The organism is Lysinibacillus sp. FSL K6-3209 (assembly GCF_037976175.1).
GTDB classification, from domain to species: domain Bacteria; phylum Bacillota; class Bacilli; order Bacillales_A; family Planococcaceae; genus Lysinibacillus; species Lysinibacillus sphaericus_D.
Genome location: NZ_CP150264.1, coordinates 4,194,965 through 4,210,980, shown reverse-complemented (window position 1 = coordinate 4,210,980; position 16,016 = coordinate 4,194,965). Strand labels below are relative to the sequence as shown.

Genomic DNA, 16,016 nt, shown 5'->3' with positions numbered 1-16,016 from the left:
CTTTTTGTCGTGTGACAAAGTTAAAACTTCTTTCTAAAAGACAACCCCCTAAAGCGTAAAAATCCACTGCGCTTTCCGGCGGGCACGACGTAAGTCGCAACCGTCGCTGCCGCGCCGCCTGTTGCGTCTTACGTTACGTGCGTTCCCGCAGGAGTCTCCGTGGATTTTTACTCGGGTATCCAAAAGTATCAAAGCGAGGGAGTTATTAATTATTTGAATGCCTGGGCCCATTACAATGACAAATTAAAACGTCTGCTCAAACGACAACCCCCTAAAGCATAAAAATCCACTGCGCTTTCCGGCGGGCACGACGTAAGTTGCAACCGTCGCTGCCGCGCCGCCTGTTGCGTCTTACGTTACGTGCGTTCCCGCAGGAGTCTCCGTGGATTTTTACTCGGGTATCCAAAAGTATCAAAGCGAGGGAGTTATTAATTATTTGAATGCCTGGGCCCATTACAATGACAAATTAAAACGTCTGCTCAAACGACAACCCCCTAAAGCATAAAAATCCACTGCGCTTTCCGGCGGGCACGACGTTGTAGCAAATTGTATGAGAATTGTGTGAGTGCCTGGCACCGAAAAAACGGCACTTTCTGTGAGCAGAGAGTGCCGTGAATTCTAAAAGAATAAAGATAATATAAAGTAAATAACGGATGCCATTACAGCTGATATTGGCATTGTAATAATCCAAGTGGTTACAATTTTTCGTGCCATTCCCCAGTTAACACCACGAACTCGTTGTGCTGAACCAACACCCATGATGGATGAAGAAATGACGTGTGTTGTGGATACTGGTAAGTGTACTAATGTTGCACCGAAAATAACAGTAGCAGAAGCTAAGTCCGCTGCAACGCCATTTACAGGACGGATTTTCATAATTTTACCGCCGACCGTTTTAATAATTTTATAACCACCAATAGAAGTACCAAGACCCATAGCAGTTGCTGCCGCTGCTCGAATCCAAAAAGGAATTTCATCCCCAGTATGCAAGCCTCCTGCAATTAACGCCATAGTCATAATACCCATTGCTTTTTGGGCGTCATTTGTACCGTGCGTAAACGATTGGATAGCCGCTGTGAAAATTTGCATTGTCCGGAAGCCTTTATTCGTACGATATAAATTTAAGTTTTTAAACCATAATTTAAACAGCGTCATCATAAGAAAGCCGGCACAAATTGCAATGAGTGGTGACAATACTAATGCCATAATGATTTTTGTAAAACCGCCATAATTAAGGACGCTAAAGCCTGCAGAAGCAACTGCTGCGCCGGCAATTGAACCGATTAATGTATGTGAGGAACTTGATGGAATACCAAAGTACCAAGTAAGTAGGTTCCAGATAATAGCTGAAATTAATGCGGCTAATATAACGACAGAACCAGTTGTATCTCCTTCAAAAGCATTTAAAGAGAATGGATCGACAATATCTTTTGTTAGAGCTTTTGCGACACCCACGAAAGTAATAGCACCGATAAAGTTCATCGTCGCTGCCATAATAATGGCAACACGTGGGGGCAATGCTCTTGTGGAAACCGAAGTTGCGATAGCATTTGCTGTATCATGGAAACCATTAATAAAGTCAAATGTTAGGGCAAAGATGACGACCAATACGGTTAGTATAATGATTGTATTCATTGTATTTGACCCACTCCTAGTTACGCGTTACGCATGATAATTGTTTCCATTGTGTTGGCAACGTTTTGACAATAATCAGCGATATCCTCAAGTTGTTCATAAATATCTTTAAACTTAATGATGCGGATTGGATCTTTTTCATTTAAAAATAATTGCTTAATAGAAGTTCTTTGTACTTCGTCACATTCACGCTCATAGTCTTTTATTAGAATGGCATGTGGGCGCATGCCAATAAGATTCTTTTTCTTTAACTCTTCAGTTGCTTTAACAATTTCGTCGGCACTTTTAGAAATATAGCCTAAGAAAATGCGCATTGATTCGTCAACTTCTGTTAAGGAGAACATTTCGAAGTGGGCGATACAATGCTCCGTACCATCTAACACATCGTCCATACGAATAGCGAATTCTAAAATATCTTCTCGTTCGATCGGTGTCATAAATGATTTGTTTAGCATTACGATTAGTTCATGAATGAGTTTATCGCCAGCTGTTTCGTAATTTTTCATTGTAATGCTAATCTCTTTTAAGTCAGCTACACTTGTTATACGAAAATCATTTGCGTAATGTACGGCCTCTCTCATATTTTCAGCAATTTTATGCAATGCTACAAAGAAAGGGTCTTGTTTTTTTGAGTTAAGCATGTAAATAGAATCCTCCTGGATATAGATAAAATAAACGACCTTTAAACTTTACTATCATAACAAAATCTTACGTTTATCTACATAAAATTTATCTTTCCTATATAAAACTTTACAATCCTGTAATATACATTTTGTTCACAAATATTAAGTGTTAGCGTGTGTTTATTTATATTAATACAGTATAAATGCCTACATAATAAAGGTTTCATTAAATTTAACTATTGTGTTTAGTACAGAGAGTGCTCTTTGAAAGACATAATTTTCACAAGCCATCGATTTTGAATTGTAAAGGAATTGTAAAGATAGATATCTTCACATTTCTTAGTGTTCCCTAATTTCTTAAGAATATCTTCATTTTTATCCTTCGTTAATATTAAGAATTGTTTTCTACAATAGAGAAGTAAGAGAAAGGGGCGTCAAGTCAAAAATGATTCAAGTCGAGAACTTACAACATACATTTTTAATCGGAAAAAAAGGTAAGGAAAAGCATGTACCTGTATTAAAGGGCGTAAATTTTGAAGTGAAAAAAGGAGAGATTGTCGCAATTGTGGGCAAGAGTGGCTCTGGAAAATCAACATTACTACAAATTTTAGCCGGGTTTATGAAAGCTGAACAAGGTTCTATTTGTGTGAATGGACAACAGACAGAGAAACTTACTGAAACAGAAAGTGCAGCTTTTCGATTGCGCCAGTTTGGATTTATCTTTCAAAACTTTCAACTTATGCCGGGTTTAACTGCATTTGAGAATATAGAGTTACCTTTGAAATTACAGGGTGCAAGCAAAGCTATTCGTAAAGAAAAAGTGAAAAAATTAATGGACAAAGTCGGATTATCAACAGTGGCCGACCATTATCCAAATGAATTATCAGGCGGTCAGCAACAACGTGTAAGTATTGCAAGAGCGCTCATTACCAATCCTCCTATTTTGCTTGCGGACGAGCCGACAGGGAGTCTAGATTCTGAAACAGAGCAGGATATTTTACTCCTTATTCAAAGTTTAAATCGTGAGCTTGGCTTAACCTTTGTCATTATTACGCACGATGAAGAAGTGGCAACAATCGCTCATCGTCGTTTCCGCATGTATGATGGCGAGCTTGTGAAGGAGGATGAATAACATGATATGGAAAGACCAATTGGATTTTGTTATCCAACATATTAAGAAAAATAAATTACGCGTATTTATGACTGTACTTGCTGCAACAATGGGTTGTGCATTTTTAATTGTTCTTGCATCCGTAGGGTTTGGGTTACAGGATTCGATTCGTAACGAGATACTATCAGATGAAAATATAACTAAAATTCAAGTATATGATGGCTCACAATTTACAGAGCAACAGAAAGATGAAATCAAGTCTATCGACCATGTAAAAACAGTGCTTGAAACGAGTGCAGTTAATGCAAGTGCGCACTCATATTTTGAAGATCGTGATACAAACTCAAGTCTAGTTATAACGAATATGACAGATTTTAAGAGTGTAACTGGGAAGCTTGCAAAAGGGGAATTTCCAACAAAGTCAAATGAGATTATTGTAGGATATCATTTTGCTCAAACATTATTAAATGATGCAGAACGAGATGTCATTAAAGAAAAAAGCAAAAAGGCTGAAATAGAAGGAACGTATTACGATGGTAGTGAAGAAGGATATAAAAAGTCTTTAATTGGTAAAGAAATTGAATTATCTTTAGCTTCCAATTCCAATGGAGCGTCTGAAACTGAAAAGGTGAAATATACAATAGTTGGTGTGACAAAAAAACCATCTTATGATTGGATGATTGACAATACCGTCTATATGGATTCAGCGCAAAAAGCAGCGATAGGAAGTACCCTTGCAGCATTAGATAAAGTAGCAGAAGATGAAGTGTTTAATACGGAATTCAATATTTATGCGGATAGTCTAGAAAATGTAAAGCCTATTTTGGAAAAGTTAAAAGACAAGGGCTATAGCGTGTTCTCTGTGACGGAGCAATTGGATCAGATGGATATATTTTTCCTTGTATTGAAAATTGGTTTAATTTTTGTTGGAACCATTGCAGTGTTAATCGCCTCTATTGGGATTTTCAATACGATGACAATGGCGGTTACAGAGCGTACACGTGAAATTGGGGTATTAAAGGCAATTGGCGCTAGTCCAAAGTTGATTCAACGACTCTTTTTAATGGAAAGCACATTTATTGGCATTTTAGGTACCGTTATTGCAGTTATTATTTCATATGTCATTAGCTTTACAGCAAATGCAGTTTTACCATTAATTTTAAAAGCCGCAACAGGTGAGGATGCTTTTAGTTCGTCAGATATTACATTTTCACTTATCCCATGGCAACTTGTTATCATTGCGTCTGCCATCAGTATTGGTGTGGCGATGATTTCAGGCTACCGACCAGCTCGTAAAGCAACGAAGATAGATGTTATTCAAGCATTACGACAAGAGCTATAAAAAGAACCCGAGGCACATAATGCGCCTCGGGTTTTCATAATTTACAAATAAGCTGTTAATTCATTTGCTAAAAATGGTTTTGCATTCAAAAGTGTTACAAAGGCATCATACTTAGCACGTTGTTGTGCGCTCGGTTTTTTGCCAGTATAATACGCGCGAATTAGAATGTTTTTCGGTGTGTTCTCCATATCTATAAATTCCAACAACTGTGCTTCATAACCAACAAGTGATAAAATCTCAGCGCGAATTGAATCAGTCGCGAGAGCTGCAAAACGTTCTCGGACAAGACCGTGCTGTAACATGACATCGAGTGCCGGTGTATCAAGTTGACGGTTTAGCTCATGTTGACAACAAGGGACACTTAAAATAACACTTGCGCCCCATTTCACTGCGCGCGATAATGCCATATCTGTTGCAACATCACACGCATGTAGAGTTACGACCATGTCTACATTCGATTCATCGTTATAGTCATTAATATCCCCAACTAAAAATTCAAGTTGCTCGTAGCCTAAATCTTGTGCAATACGAGAGCATTCCTCGATTACCTCTTTTTTCAAATCTAAGCCAGTAACGCGAATATCCAACCCTTTTTCAATTTTTAAGTAATGATACAAGGCAAACGTCAAATAGGATTTTCCTGAACCAAAATCTAAAATACGGACTTGGCGATTTTTTGGTAAATAGGCTAAGGCATCGTCGATAAATTCAATGAAGCGATTAATTTGCTTGAATTTATCGTATTTTTGTTTTTTTACTTTTCCTTCTTCGCTTTGTACACCTAAACGAATTAAAAAAGGATAAGGCGTGGACTCATCAAGTAAATAGTTTTTCTTACGATTATGTGATAAGTTTACTTGCTTCGGAGTAGCGGCTTTATCTGATTTCCATAAAACTTTATTTTTTTTCGATAGTTGCACGTGTACTTTTTCTTCTTTAAAGTCGATATGTGCTTGACGGAAGTCAGTAAAAAATAGGTCAAGTTTAGGCGGGAAATCGGCTAATAGGACATTCTCATGTTTTAAAATACGCTCATATTGGTATTCAATTTGTATATGATAAGCTTCTTTCAACATGATGGGCTTTAGTTTAATACGCTTTATTTCATTGGACTTCATTCGTGGTTGACTAATTGTAGCCGCAACGAGTTGTTGTTGCGAAATCTGGTCTAGAAGCAGTGTTTTCATTTCTTCAAATGTCATTTGTTTCGCCTTCTTTGTTGTGTAATAGATGGCATTAGTGTAACACAATTTTCTTCACGTTGTTTCCATTTCAAATATTCGGTAAATCGAATATTCAGAAAATGGATTTTCGTTTTTGAACATTTTACGGTATATTAATAGTGAAAAGTATTCTATGTAAAAAAAGTGGTGAAAAGGAGGAATGCTTATGTCAGATAATACTTATCAGCTTATTGCTATTATCATTTATATGATTGTCATGCTCGGAATCGGGTGGTATGCATTCGTTAAAACTTCAAATTTAACAGATTATATGCTAGGTGGTCGATCATTAGGGCCTGCTGTTACAGCGTTGAGTGCAGGTGCTGCAGATATGTCAGGTTGGCTTTTAATGGGGCTTCCAGGGGCAATTTATGCTTCAGGACTTGTTGAAGCATGGATCGCCATTGGGTTAACAATAGGAGCTTATTTAAATTGGATGTTTGTCGCACCAAGATTACGGGTTTATACGCAAGTTTCAAATGACTCGATTACAATACCGAGTTATTTAGATAATCGCTTACGTGATCATACAAGATTAATCAGAATTGCTTCAGGACTCATTATTTTATTGTTTTTCACATTCTATGTTTCCTCAGGTATGGTAGCTGGCGGTAAGTTTTTTGACAGCTCATTTGGCTACGAATATCATACTGGTTTATTGATTGTATCAGGCGTAGTTGTTGCCTATACATTGTTTGGTGGTTTCCTAGCGGTGAGTTATACGGACTTTTTACAAGGTCTTATTATGTTTTTAGCACTGATTACAGTACCTTTATTTGGGTTATTTTTAACGGGTGGTCTTAGTGAAACAGTAGAATCCATTAAAACGGTAAACCCAGAACATTTAAGTTTATTACCAGCATCAGCGACAGCTGCAGCGATTATTTCATCGCTTGCATGGGGGTTAGGATACTTTGGGCAACCCCATATAATCGTGCGTTTTATGGCGATTAGTTCTGTAAAGGAAACGAAACAGGCTCGTCGCATCGGTATTGGTTGGATGATTTTAAGTCTTGCTGGTGCCCTTGCAACGGCATTAGTAGGTGTAGCGTACTATCAACAAAATGCAGGGGAATTAAAAGACGCTGAAACGGTCTTTATTGTACTTGGTCAAATTTTATTCCATCCATTTATCGCAGGTATTATGTTGGCTGCTATTCTTGCTGCAATTATGAGTACCATTTCATCGCAATTAATTGTCACTTCTTCAGCACTTGTTGAAGATATTTACAAGGCGTTATTTAATAAAACAGCAAACGATAAACATTATGTGTTTATTGGGCGTATGGCAGTTTTAGTAGTAGCCATTATTGCAGCAATTTTAGCTTGGAACCCTGAAAACTCCATTTTAAATTTAGTAGGGTTTGCTTGGGCTGGCTTTGGGGCTGCGTTTGGTCCAATAATTTTATTATCATTATATTGGAAGAAATTGACGAATTACGGAGCGCTTAGTGGAATGGTGACAGGTGCGGCAACAGCCTTTATATGGGGCAAAATAAAGCTGCTTTCAACTACTTTATACGAAATCGTTCCAGGATTCTTTGTTTGTTTAATAGTAGCCGTTGTTGTAAGTATGGTGACATATAAGAGAAATGCTGAAATTGAGGAAGAATTCGATCGTACCGAAACATTGTTAAAAAAAGAGCAAGGATAAGTCGATAAGAGTAAGCGAATGTTCGTTTACTCATTTCTAAATAAACATAGTTTATTTACATTAAAGCATGCGCCCAATTTTCTAGTCTAGGGCGCATTTGTTTTTTTATAATGAGCAGACTATTTTTGATGATTCGACTTTGAAGTATGTGCTATATAAATAACGCTGCGGTGGAAGGAATCCTTGCCGACTAAAAGACACAGTTTCGGGTATTATATGGTAAGATGAAGAAAATTTGTTATAGCAACACCAAGGCGTTGGTGGGAGGATTGTGAATGGATAAATTGAAAGAAGTAGATGTATTGTTAGAAAAGGCCATATTAGTTGGTGTTAATTTACGTAATGATAAACATTTTGAGTATTCGATGGAGGAGCTTACTAATTTAGCTGAAGCTTTAAATGTGGAAGTGATGGGTATCGTCACGCAAAATTTAGAGCGAGTCACACCATCTCATTATGTCGGGACAGGTAAAATCGAAGAGATAAAAAGTTTTTATGAAGAAGCACAAGCTAATCTTGTGATTTTTAATGATGAATTATCACCTTCACAAATCCGTAATTTAGAGCGCGATTTAGAGACAAAAGTCATTGATCGGACGATGTTAATTTTAGATATTTTTGGACGCCGTGCCAAAACACGTGAAGCACAAATGCAAGTTGAGCTGGCGCAACTTCAATATATGCTTCCGCGTTTAGTCGGTTTACATGCTTCCCTAAGCCGCCAAGGTGGTGGTACTGGTGGCGGTTTTAAAAACCGTGGAGCAGGTGAGACCAAACTTGAGTTAGATCGACGAAAAATTGAAGATCAAATTTCTAAAATAAAAAAAGAGCTCGAGCAAGTAAAGGAGCAACGAGAAACTCAACGAAAACAAAGAAGAAAAAATGCTGTACCCGTTGTGTCCATTGTGGGCTATACGAATGCTGGCAAATCAACGATCATGAACCAGCTGCTTGCTAAAATTGGACAAGAGGATCATAAACAAGTATTTGAGAAGGATATGCTATTTGCTACACTCGAAACGTCTGTCCGTTATATTGAATTACATGATAAGAAATCGTTTTTATTAACAGATACAGTTGGCTTTGTTAGTAAGTTACCGCATCATCTAGTAAAAGCGTTTCGTTCAACATTAGAAGAAGCGCGGGATGCAGATTTATTGCTCCACGTTGTAGATGTTTCAAATGCGGAGCATGGCTTTATGATGGATGTTACAAATGAAACGTTAAAAGCGGTTGGAGTGGAGGGAATCCCTACTATTTATGTATATAATAAGGCGGACTTAGCAAATGTGCCGTATCCTGTTATCAGTGGGGACAATATTTGGATTTCTGCAAAGCAAGGCAATGGTTTAGACGAACTTTTACAAATTATACGTCAGCATATTTTTTCCGATTATGTAACTTGTAAAATGCTTATTCCATATGAGCAAGGAAATGTTGTTTCTTATTTAAATGAAAATGCGACGATTTATGAAACGGCATATGAAGAAGCAGGCACATTATTAAAGCTTGAAGCAAAAGAAGCCGATTACGCAAAATATCAACATTTTGTAGTTAAATAACATAGAATTAAATGTAAGTGAGCTAACACGTAGCTAGAAAAGGGGCTTAGCTTATTTCTATGGAAGTGACACAGATAACGGAATAAAGCTTGTGCGTTGAGATAAAGTCGCAAAGCACTTGTTATAACTTCTATTAATTGGTAATAATGCATTTTGAAATAATGAACAATCAATGGTGATTATCGCCATTGATTTTTTATTTGCATAAAAAAATATTTTCTGATTATATAATATTTTGAAATATTATATTAATATTTTATTCTTTTATAAAGCAAAAAGTGCGAAAACGTAGATATTTCAATATATTTAAGAAAATATCTTCTAATCAATCTGAATATAGAGAAAACTGATAAATTTTCAACATTTTTTAAAACTCTTGATAAAGTGACTAAAACGCTTTAGTATGGTGAAACATAGTTTTTTATCCTTACTAATGGGTAATAATATTTTTAAGGAATAATAAAATGGGAGAGGATATTGTTATGTCTACTAAAGATGAAATTGTAAAATCCGTCCCTCAAAATGGTTTTGTCGGACACCCTAAGGGGCTCTTTACATTATTTTTCACAGAATTTTGGGAACGTTTTTCATACTATGGGATGCGAGCGATTCTAATTTTCTTCATGTATTATGAATTAAATGAAGGTGGATTAGGTCTTGATCGCGGTACAGCGAACTCCATTATGGCCATATATGGTTCCCTTGTTTATATGTCGGGTATTATTGGTGGCTGGATAGCCGATCGACTTTTAGGTACACGTAAAACGATTTTTTATGGTGGCGTGTTAATTATGATAGGTCACTTCCTGCTAGCATTCCCTGGCGGTGTGACAATGTTATTTGCGTCGATGGCGTTTATTGTTATCGGTACTGGTTTATTAAAACCGAATGTCTCAAGTATTGTAGGGGATATTTATGCTGAAACAGATAGTCGTCGTGATGCAGGGTTCTCGATTTTCTATATGGGCATTAATATGGGTGCATTCATTGCGCCGTTTATTGTCGGAACAATTGGACAAAAGTATAGTTTCCATTTAGGCTTTAGTTTAGCAGCCGTTGGTATGTTAATTGGTTTAATTGTTTTTAAAGTAACAGAGAAAAAATATCTAGGATTAGCGGGCTTACAAGTAAATAACCCGTTACAACCAGAAGAACGTAAAAAAGTCTTTACACAATTCGCTATTGTAGCGCTAATTATTCTTGTCTTAGGTGGCATCGGTATTAAAACTGGTATGCTAACGATGAATGTCTTTAGTTTACTTATTACTATTCTTGGGGTGCTTATTCCAACAGCTTTCTTTATTTATATGTACCGTAGTAAGAAAACAACGAAAGATGAGAAATCTCGTCTTCTTGCATACATTCCGCTGTTTTTAGCGGCAGTTATGTTTTGGGCTATTCAAGAGCAAGGTGCAACAATCCTTGCGACGTATGCAGATGAGCGTACACAGTTAAATCTTGGTGGCTTCCAGTTGGAATCATCTTGGTTCCAATCACTAAATCCTTTATTTGTTATTACATTATCACCACTATTTGCGATGTTGTGGCTAAAATGGGGCGATAAGCAACCATCCACACCACGTAAATTTTCTTATTCACTATTCTTTGCAGGATTATCATTTTTAGTGATGATGATTCCGGCACATCTATCTGGTGGACAAGCTTTAGTTAGTCCGTTGTGGTTAGTATTATCATTCTTTTTAGTAGTAGTTGGGGAATTATTATTATCTCCTGTAGGTCTGTCTGCAACAACGAAATTAGCTCCACAAGCTTTTGCTGCACAAACAATGTCACTGTGGTTTTTAACTAGTGCTGCGGCTCAAGCGATTAACGCTCAACTAGTTAAGGTATATGAGGTTGTAAGTGAATTCACATATTTCGGATTTTTAGGATCATTGTCAATTCTTATTGGCATACTCTTATTAGTACTTTCACCGATTATTTCTAAAGCGATGCGAGGCATTAATTAGTTGAATATGCTGGGATAATAGAGAAAAGTGTTAGATTGACTGTCATCAATCTAGCACTTTTTTGCTATGGCGTTTTGTCCGCTACGGTGGTGCTTTCCGCGGGCACACACGTAAGCCGCAACCCTCGCTAGCGCGCGGTTCGTTGCGTCTTACGCTACGTGCATTCCCACAGGAGTCACCGCCTCCGCTCCCAACAACTAGTACACGATTCTATTTATTGTTTACTGCAAAAGAATAAACAGCTAAGGTTTCGTTTATTTTGCATAATAGAGAAAAGTGTTGTTGTCCGCTAAAATGGTGTTTTCCGCGGATGCATCGTCAGTCGCAACAAAACTAAAAGACATTGCTACGCATCTTTTTTGTCTTTTGTGTAGTCTATTAGCTAGAAGATAATTTAATTCTCTGTAGAATAGCACTATTTTTCGTTATAATAATCTTACTAGTAACAATTTTAAGGGGGTGGTTGTCATGAAAGAAGCATTGGATCGTTTGAGGCCAAGATTAATGGAGATTTTCACGTATTTACATGCACACCCAGAAATAAGCTGGAAAGAGGTAGAGACAACAAATTATATTGTTGATTTGTTGACACGTGAAGGATTTTCCCCACAACGCTTTAAAAATTGTACAGGGCTTTATGTTGATATCGGCAAGGGAAATCCCAAAGTGGGCTTACGTACGGATATTGATGCATTATGGCAAGAAGTAGATGGTGAGTTTAGAGCGAATCATTCCTGTGGACATGATGGTCATATGACAATGGCAATTGGTGCACTCTTACTATTGAAAGAGCAATCTCAATTATTAAAAGGAACAGTACGTGTTATTTTTCAACCAGCTGAAGAAAAAGGAACGGGCGCATTAGCTGTTCTAGAAGAAGGTATTATTGATGATTTAGATTATTTATTTGGTGTCCATTTAAGACCTGTCCATGAGCTTGAAGATGGTACATACTGTGCAGCGTTGTATCACGGCGCATCCCGTTTGCTGGAAGGGGAAATCATAGGCGAGGACGCCCATGCAGCAAGGCCGCATCTCGGTGTAAATGCAATTGAAGTAGGGGCAACGATAATAGAGGATTTACGTACAATTCATACAGATCCAATGGTGCCTGTCTCCGTTAAGATGACAAAATTTCAAGCAGGAGGAGCTTCAGGCAATATAATTCCGGGAAAAGCCGCCTTTACTATTGATATACGAGCACAACGCAACGATGTTATGGAGACACTCGCTCTAGGTGTAAAGCGCGTAATTGATTCTTCAAAAATATTGCATAAAGTGCAAATTGAATTACGAACAGTTGCTAATATTGTTGCTGCTGAGGTAGATACGACGGCTCAATATATTATGGAGCAAGCTATTGTAAAGGCTGCTGGATTGTCTAATTTACGTAAGCCTGTACATACCCCAGGAGGAGAGGATTTTCATCATTATGCGGTGCAACGTCCGCACTTAAAATCAACTATGCTTGGTCTAGGTTGCGGATTAACACCAGGGCTACATCATCCAAAAATGAAATTTAAACAGGCAAGACTTGTAACAGGAGTCGAAATTCTGACAAACGCTGTGTTAGGAGCATTAGAACTAGAACCATAAAGGAGGCATCAGAACATGTTAAAAAACGTTGTTATTAAAAAAATGATGACACCTGCGGAGATTGCTGAGGTGCAATGCTTAAATGCTGAAATTTGGGGGAGTCAGGCAATTCCATCGCATCAAATTTTAGCGGCTGTACAAAACGGTGGATTATTGTTGGGTGCTTTTCTTGAAAGTCGGCTAATTGGTTTTAATTACTGCTTTGTAGGCTATTTGGACGGAAAAATGTATTTACACTCACACATGATTGGTGTTGACAAAACATATCGTGAACAAGGTGTGGGAGAACTATTGAAGCATGCCCAACAAGAGTATGCAAGAGAGAACGGATTTCAACTTGTTCGCTGGTTAATTGATCCATTAGAAGCGCGTTTAGCAAATTTAACGTTCTTAAAGCTTAGTGCTTTTAGTAATCAGTATGAGGTGGATTATTACGGTCCACTGCAAGATGATTTTAATGATGGACTACCTTCGGATAGGATTGCAGTCGAATGGTGGATTGAGCGCAATCATGCAGACGATTGTTTAGATGAGCTAGAAGAAGTGGCAGAACAAATAGCATCGTGGTCGCTGACAGTCGACGGATTACCTGTGCTCGATCAAGATGGTGAATTCGATAGTAAGCAACAATTTTATAAGGATGCTTATTTAGTGCCAATTCCACAGCATTTGCAAAAGATGAAAGTGGAGAGTCCTAAATTAGCGGAGGACTGGCGTTATAAGATTCGTACGATTTTAACAACCTTTTTTGAGCAAGAATATGCAATTGTTCGTGTGAAAAAGCACAAAGAATACGTTCATTTTTATCTGTTGGTCAGACGCTCTTTATTGGCTTTATAATATGGATAAGGAGTGACGTTTGTGAGAATAGAAGAAATTACGATTAGGCATTTAAAAATGCCAATGAAGGCACCGTTTACAACGAGCTTTGGTACTGTTGCCGAAAAAGAGCTATTGCTTTTAGAGGTGAAGGATGCAAGTGGCACAATTGGATGGGGTGAGACAGTTGCTTTTGTAGCACCTTGGTATACAGAGGAAACACTAAAAACGACGTGGCATATGTTAGAGGACTTTTTAATGCCTGCTTTGCTACATAAAGACATTGCACATCCAGATGAGGTTAGTACCTTGTTCGCCTCTATTCGGCGTAATGGCATGGCTAAAGCCTCGATTGAAGGTGCAGTGTGGGACATTTATGCTCAGCAAACAAAGCAATCTCTCGCCCATGCATTAGGTGGAAGCAAGGACCTTATTGATGTAGGCATTAGTGTAGGCATTCAATCTAGTACTGAAAAGCTATTAGAGCTAATAAAGGACTATGTGGAAAAAGGCTATAAACGAGTAAAGGTAAAAATAAAACCGGGCTACGATGTCGAAGTCATTAGGGCTATTCGTGCCGCATTTCCTAATTTGCCGTTAATGGCGGATGCAAACTCAGCGTATACATTAAATGATATCGAAGTGCTACAGCAGCTGGATGCATTTAATCTGCTAATGATTGAGCAACCACTTGCAGCAGACGATATTATCGATCATGCCAAGCTTCAAAAGCAGTTGAAAACACCAATCTGCTTAGATGAAAGCATTACATCACTAGAAGATGCTAGGAAAGCAATTGAGCTAGGTAGCTGTGGTGTAATCAACATAAAAATTGGGCGTGTAGGCGGCTTAACAGAAGCCAAAAAAATACATGACTATTGCCAACAACATGCTATTCCTGTTTGGTGTGGGGGTATGTTAGAAGCGGGCATCGGACGAGCACATAATATCGCTTTAACAGCGCTTTCTAATTTTGTACTGCCTGGTGATACCGCAGGTTCTAGCCATTATTGGTACGAGGATATTGTTACACCAGAAATCATAGTAGAAGATGGGCATATTCGTGTGCCACAGAGCATCGGTATCGGCTATAAGCCGAATTTAGATATTATTGAAAAATTAACAATTAGCAAAAAAGTCTATAAAGGGTAATAGAGCTTGGCATATTTTCCATCATGATTGTTAGTATTGCATAAATAGTCGAGGAGAGAAGTGATTGAAAAAGAGCTTACAAATCGGCGGTGCTTATGTAGGAATTATCGTCGGTGCGGGGTTTGCATCAGGACAAGAAATCATTCAATATTTCACGAGTTATGGCAATAAGGGGATTTTAGGTGCTCTTTTGGCGACACTGTGGTTTGCCTTTGTAGGAATGTGTACAGCACAAATAAGTTCGAGATTGCAGACAACGTCTCATAAGGATTTGATTTATCAAATTTCAGGTAATACGATCGGCTTTTTAATGGACTTTGTGTTATCGCTATTTTTGTTTGGTGTATCAGTCATTATGTTTGCTGGTGCTGGCGCTACCTTTGAGCAAATGTTTGGACTACCTGTATGGCTAGGGAGCATTTGTATGATTGCCCTTACCATGATGACAGTAATGATGAATGTAAAAAGCATTATTAATATTATTGCAATTGCAACGCCTTATTTATTAGCTGTTGTAACGATTATTGCAGTCTATTCAATAGCTACGATGGATTTATCGTTTGCGGAGCAAGCAACAATAGCAGAACAGCAGTTACAAACATCCTCTAAAAGCTGGTGGGTAACGGCTTTGCTCTATATGTCTTTTAATATCGGCGTATGCTTCTCGCTCCTTACAGTGATGTGTGGTGCAATCCGTAATGAACGAATTGCAGGTATGGGTGGCATTATTGGTGGACTGTTGTTAGGCGCGCTCATTCTACTTATTCATTTTTCTCTTCTTGCTAAAATGAACGTTATTGTCGGGGTAGATATTCCAATGTTAGCGTTGGCAAATGAAATTCATCCAATCGTAGGGTTATTAATGTCATTTTCATTATTAGGAATGATTTACAATACAGCGGTAGGAATGTTTTATTCATTTACGGTACGATTTTTTAAACCGACAAAGCCTAGCTTTAAGGTTGCTGTAATTTTTATGGGTGGTTTAGGATTTTTGGCAAGCTTAGTGGGCTTTACGACACTTGTATCAAAACTATATGCAGTGATGGGCTATGTAGGGTTTATTTTGGTGGGGTCTATTATTTTTGCATGGCTAAGAGGTATAAGACGAGTAGTGTAATTAAAAGGTAATTGAGAAGGAAAAGCTACACCATTCTCAATTACCTTTTTATTTTGGAAGAACTTGCGGGTTTGGGAGCGCATTGAAATGCAATAAAAAATAAGTCGTTTAGCCAATATTATTGTTGAAAAATCAAAGTTTTCAAGTATTTCCACTTAAAACGAGAACAATTCTCAATAGTTGGTTGACTGATAATAGAAAGATGCTTA

Annotated in this window: 12 protein-coding genes; 9 read left to right on the top strand and 3 right to left on the bottom strand. The window is 37.8% G+C overall.

Annotated elements, in window-relative coordinates:
• Positions 1–618 precede the first annotated feature (618 nt).
• Both MHH88_RS20460 and MHH88_RS20455 read right to left on the bottom strand, forming a co-directional pair.
• Entirely contained in the window at positions 619–1,635 is a 1,017-nt protein-coding gene (locus MHH88_RS20460) for an inorganic phosphate transporter (RefSeq protein ID WP_024361382.1), read from the bottom strand.
• A gap of 20 nt (positions 1,636–1,655) precedes the next feature.
• Positions 1,656–2,276, bottom strand: coding sequence for a DUF47 domain-containing protein (locus MHH88_RS20455; protein WP_024361381.1), 621 nt, complete (start codon positions 2,274–2,276; stop codon positions 1,656–1,658).
• Between the two features lie 427 nt (positions 2,277–2,703).
• On the opposite strand from MHH88_RS20455, the gene MHH88_RS20450 reads away from it, so the two are divergent.
• Positions 2,704–3,390, top strand: a complete 687-nt coding sequence (locus MHH88_RS20450; protein WP_339260335.1) for an ABC transporter ATP-binding protein — start codon at positions 2,704–2,706, stop codon at positions 3,388–3,390.
• Between the two features lies 1 nt (position 3,391).
• Positions 3,392–4,711 (top strand): FtsX-like permease family protein, encoded by a 1,320-nt coding sequence (locus MHH88_RS20445; RefSeq protein WP_339260333.1) that lies wholly within the window; start codon positions 3,392–3,394, stop codon positions 4,709–4,711.
• 41 nt (positions 4,712–4,752) lie between these two features.
• On the opposite strand, the gene MHH88_RS20440 is transcribed toward MHH88_RS20445, so the two are convergent.
• The gene (locus tag MHH88_RS20440) at positions 4,753–5,913 is read right to left on the bottom strand and encodes an SAM-dependent methyltransferase (RefSeq protein WP_339260331.1); all 1,161 of its coding nucleotides are present in this window, start codon (positions 5,911–5,913) and stop codon (positions 4,753–4,755) included.
• A 187-nt stretch (positions 5,914–6,100) separates the two neighbouring features.
• On the opposite strand from MHH88_RS20440, the gene putP reads away from it, so the two are divergent.
• The 7 genes from putP (at position 6,101) to MHH88_RS20405 (ending at position 15,807) form a co-directional block, all read left to right on the top strand.
• Complete coding sequence (putP, locus tag MHH88_RS20435; protein ID WP_069507987.1) at positions 6,101–7,588, top strand: sodium/proline symporter PutP; 1,488 nt, start codon at positions 6,101–6,103, stop codon at positions 7,586–7,588.
• A gap of 275 nt (positions 7,589–7,863) precedes the next feature.
• Entirely contained in the window at positions 7,864–9,150 is a 1,287-nt protein-coding gene (gene hflX / locus MHH88_RS20430) for a GTPase HflX (RefSeq protein ID WP_103977842.1), read from the top strand.
• Between the two features lie 482 nt (positions 9,151–9,632).
• Entirely contained in the window at positions 9,633–11,120 is a 1,488-nt protein-coding gene (locus MHH88_RS20425; RefSeq protein WP_103977873.1) for a peptide MFS transporter, read from the top strand.
• A gap of 468 nt (positions 11,121–11,588) precedes the next feature.
• A complete protein-coding gene (locus MHH88_RS20420; RefSeq protein WP_339260327.1) occupies positions 11,589–12,716 on the top strand; it encodes a M20 peptidase aminoacylase family protein in 1,128 nt (375 codons plus the stop codon).
• Between the two features lie 15 nt (positions 12,717–12,731).
• The gene (locus MHH88_RS20415; protein WP_339260325.1) at positions 12,732–13,556 is read left to right on the top strand and encodes a GNAT family N-acetyltransferase; all 825 of its coding nucleotides are present in this window, start codon (positions 12,732–12,734) and stop codon (positions 13,554–13,556) included.
• A gap of 21 nt (positions 13,557–13,577) precedes the next feature.
• The gene (menC, locus tag MHH88_RS20410; RefSeq protein WP_339260324.1) at positions 13,578–14,687 is read left to right on the top strand and encodes an o-succinylbenzoate synthase; all 1,110 of its coding nucleotides are present in this window, start codon (positions 13,578–13,580) and stop codon (positions 14,685–14,687) included.
• Between the two features lie 64 nt (positions 14,688–14,751).
• On the top strand, positions 14,752–15,807 hold the full coding sequence (locus MHH88_RS20405; protein WP_339260322.1) for a hypothetical protein: 1,056 nt from the start codon (positions 14,752–14,754) through the stop codon (positions 15,805–15,807).
• Positions 15,808–16,016: the final 209 nt, after the last annotated feature.

Bases quoted from the DNA above. Each gene is read 5' to 3' on its own strand.
- MHH88_RS20455 (WP_024361381.1), bottom strand. From the start codon at position 2,276: ATGCTTAACTCAAAAAAACAAGACCCTTTCTTTGTAGCATTGCATAAA.
- MHH88_RS20460 (WP_024361382.1), bottom strand. From the start codon at position 1,635: ATGAATACAATCATTATACTAACCGTATTGGTCGTCATCTTTGCCCTA.
- putP (WP_069507987.1), top strand. From the start codon at position 6,101: ATGTCAGATAATACTTATCAGCTTATTGCTATTATCATTTATATGATT.
- MHH88_RS20420 (WP_339260327.1), top strand. From the start codon at position 11,589: ATGAAAGAAGCATTGGATCGTTTGAGGCCAAGATTAATGGAGATTTTC.
- hflX (WP_103977842.1), top strand. From the start codon at position 7,864: ATGGATAAATTGAAAGAAGTAGATGTATTGTTAGAAAAGGCCATATTA.
- MHH88_RS20415 (WP_339260325.1), top strand. From the start codon at position 12,732: ATGTTAAAAAACGTTGTTATTAAAAAAATGATGACACCTGCGGAGATT.
- MHH88_RS20440 (WP_339260331.1), bottom strand. From the start codon at position 5,913: ATGACATTTGAAGAAATGAAAACACTGCTTCTAGACCAGATTTCGCAA.
- MHH88_RS20445 (WP_339260333.1), top strand. From the start codon at position 3,392: ATGATATGGAAAGACCAATTGGATTTTGTTATCCAACATATTAAGAAA.
- MHH88_RS20425 (WP_103977873.1), top strand. From the start codon at position 9,633: ATGTCTACTAAAGATGAAATTGTAAAATCCGTCCCTCAAAATGGTTTT.
- MHH88_RS20450 (WP_339260335.1), top strand. From the start codon at position 2,704: ATGATTCAAGTCGAGAACTTACAACATACATTTTTAATCGGAAAAAAA.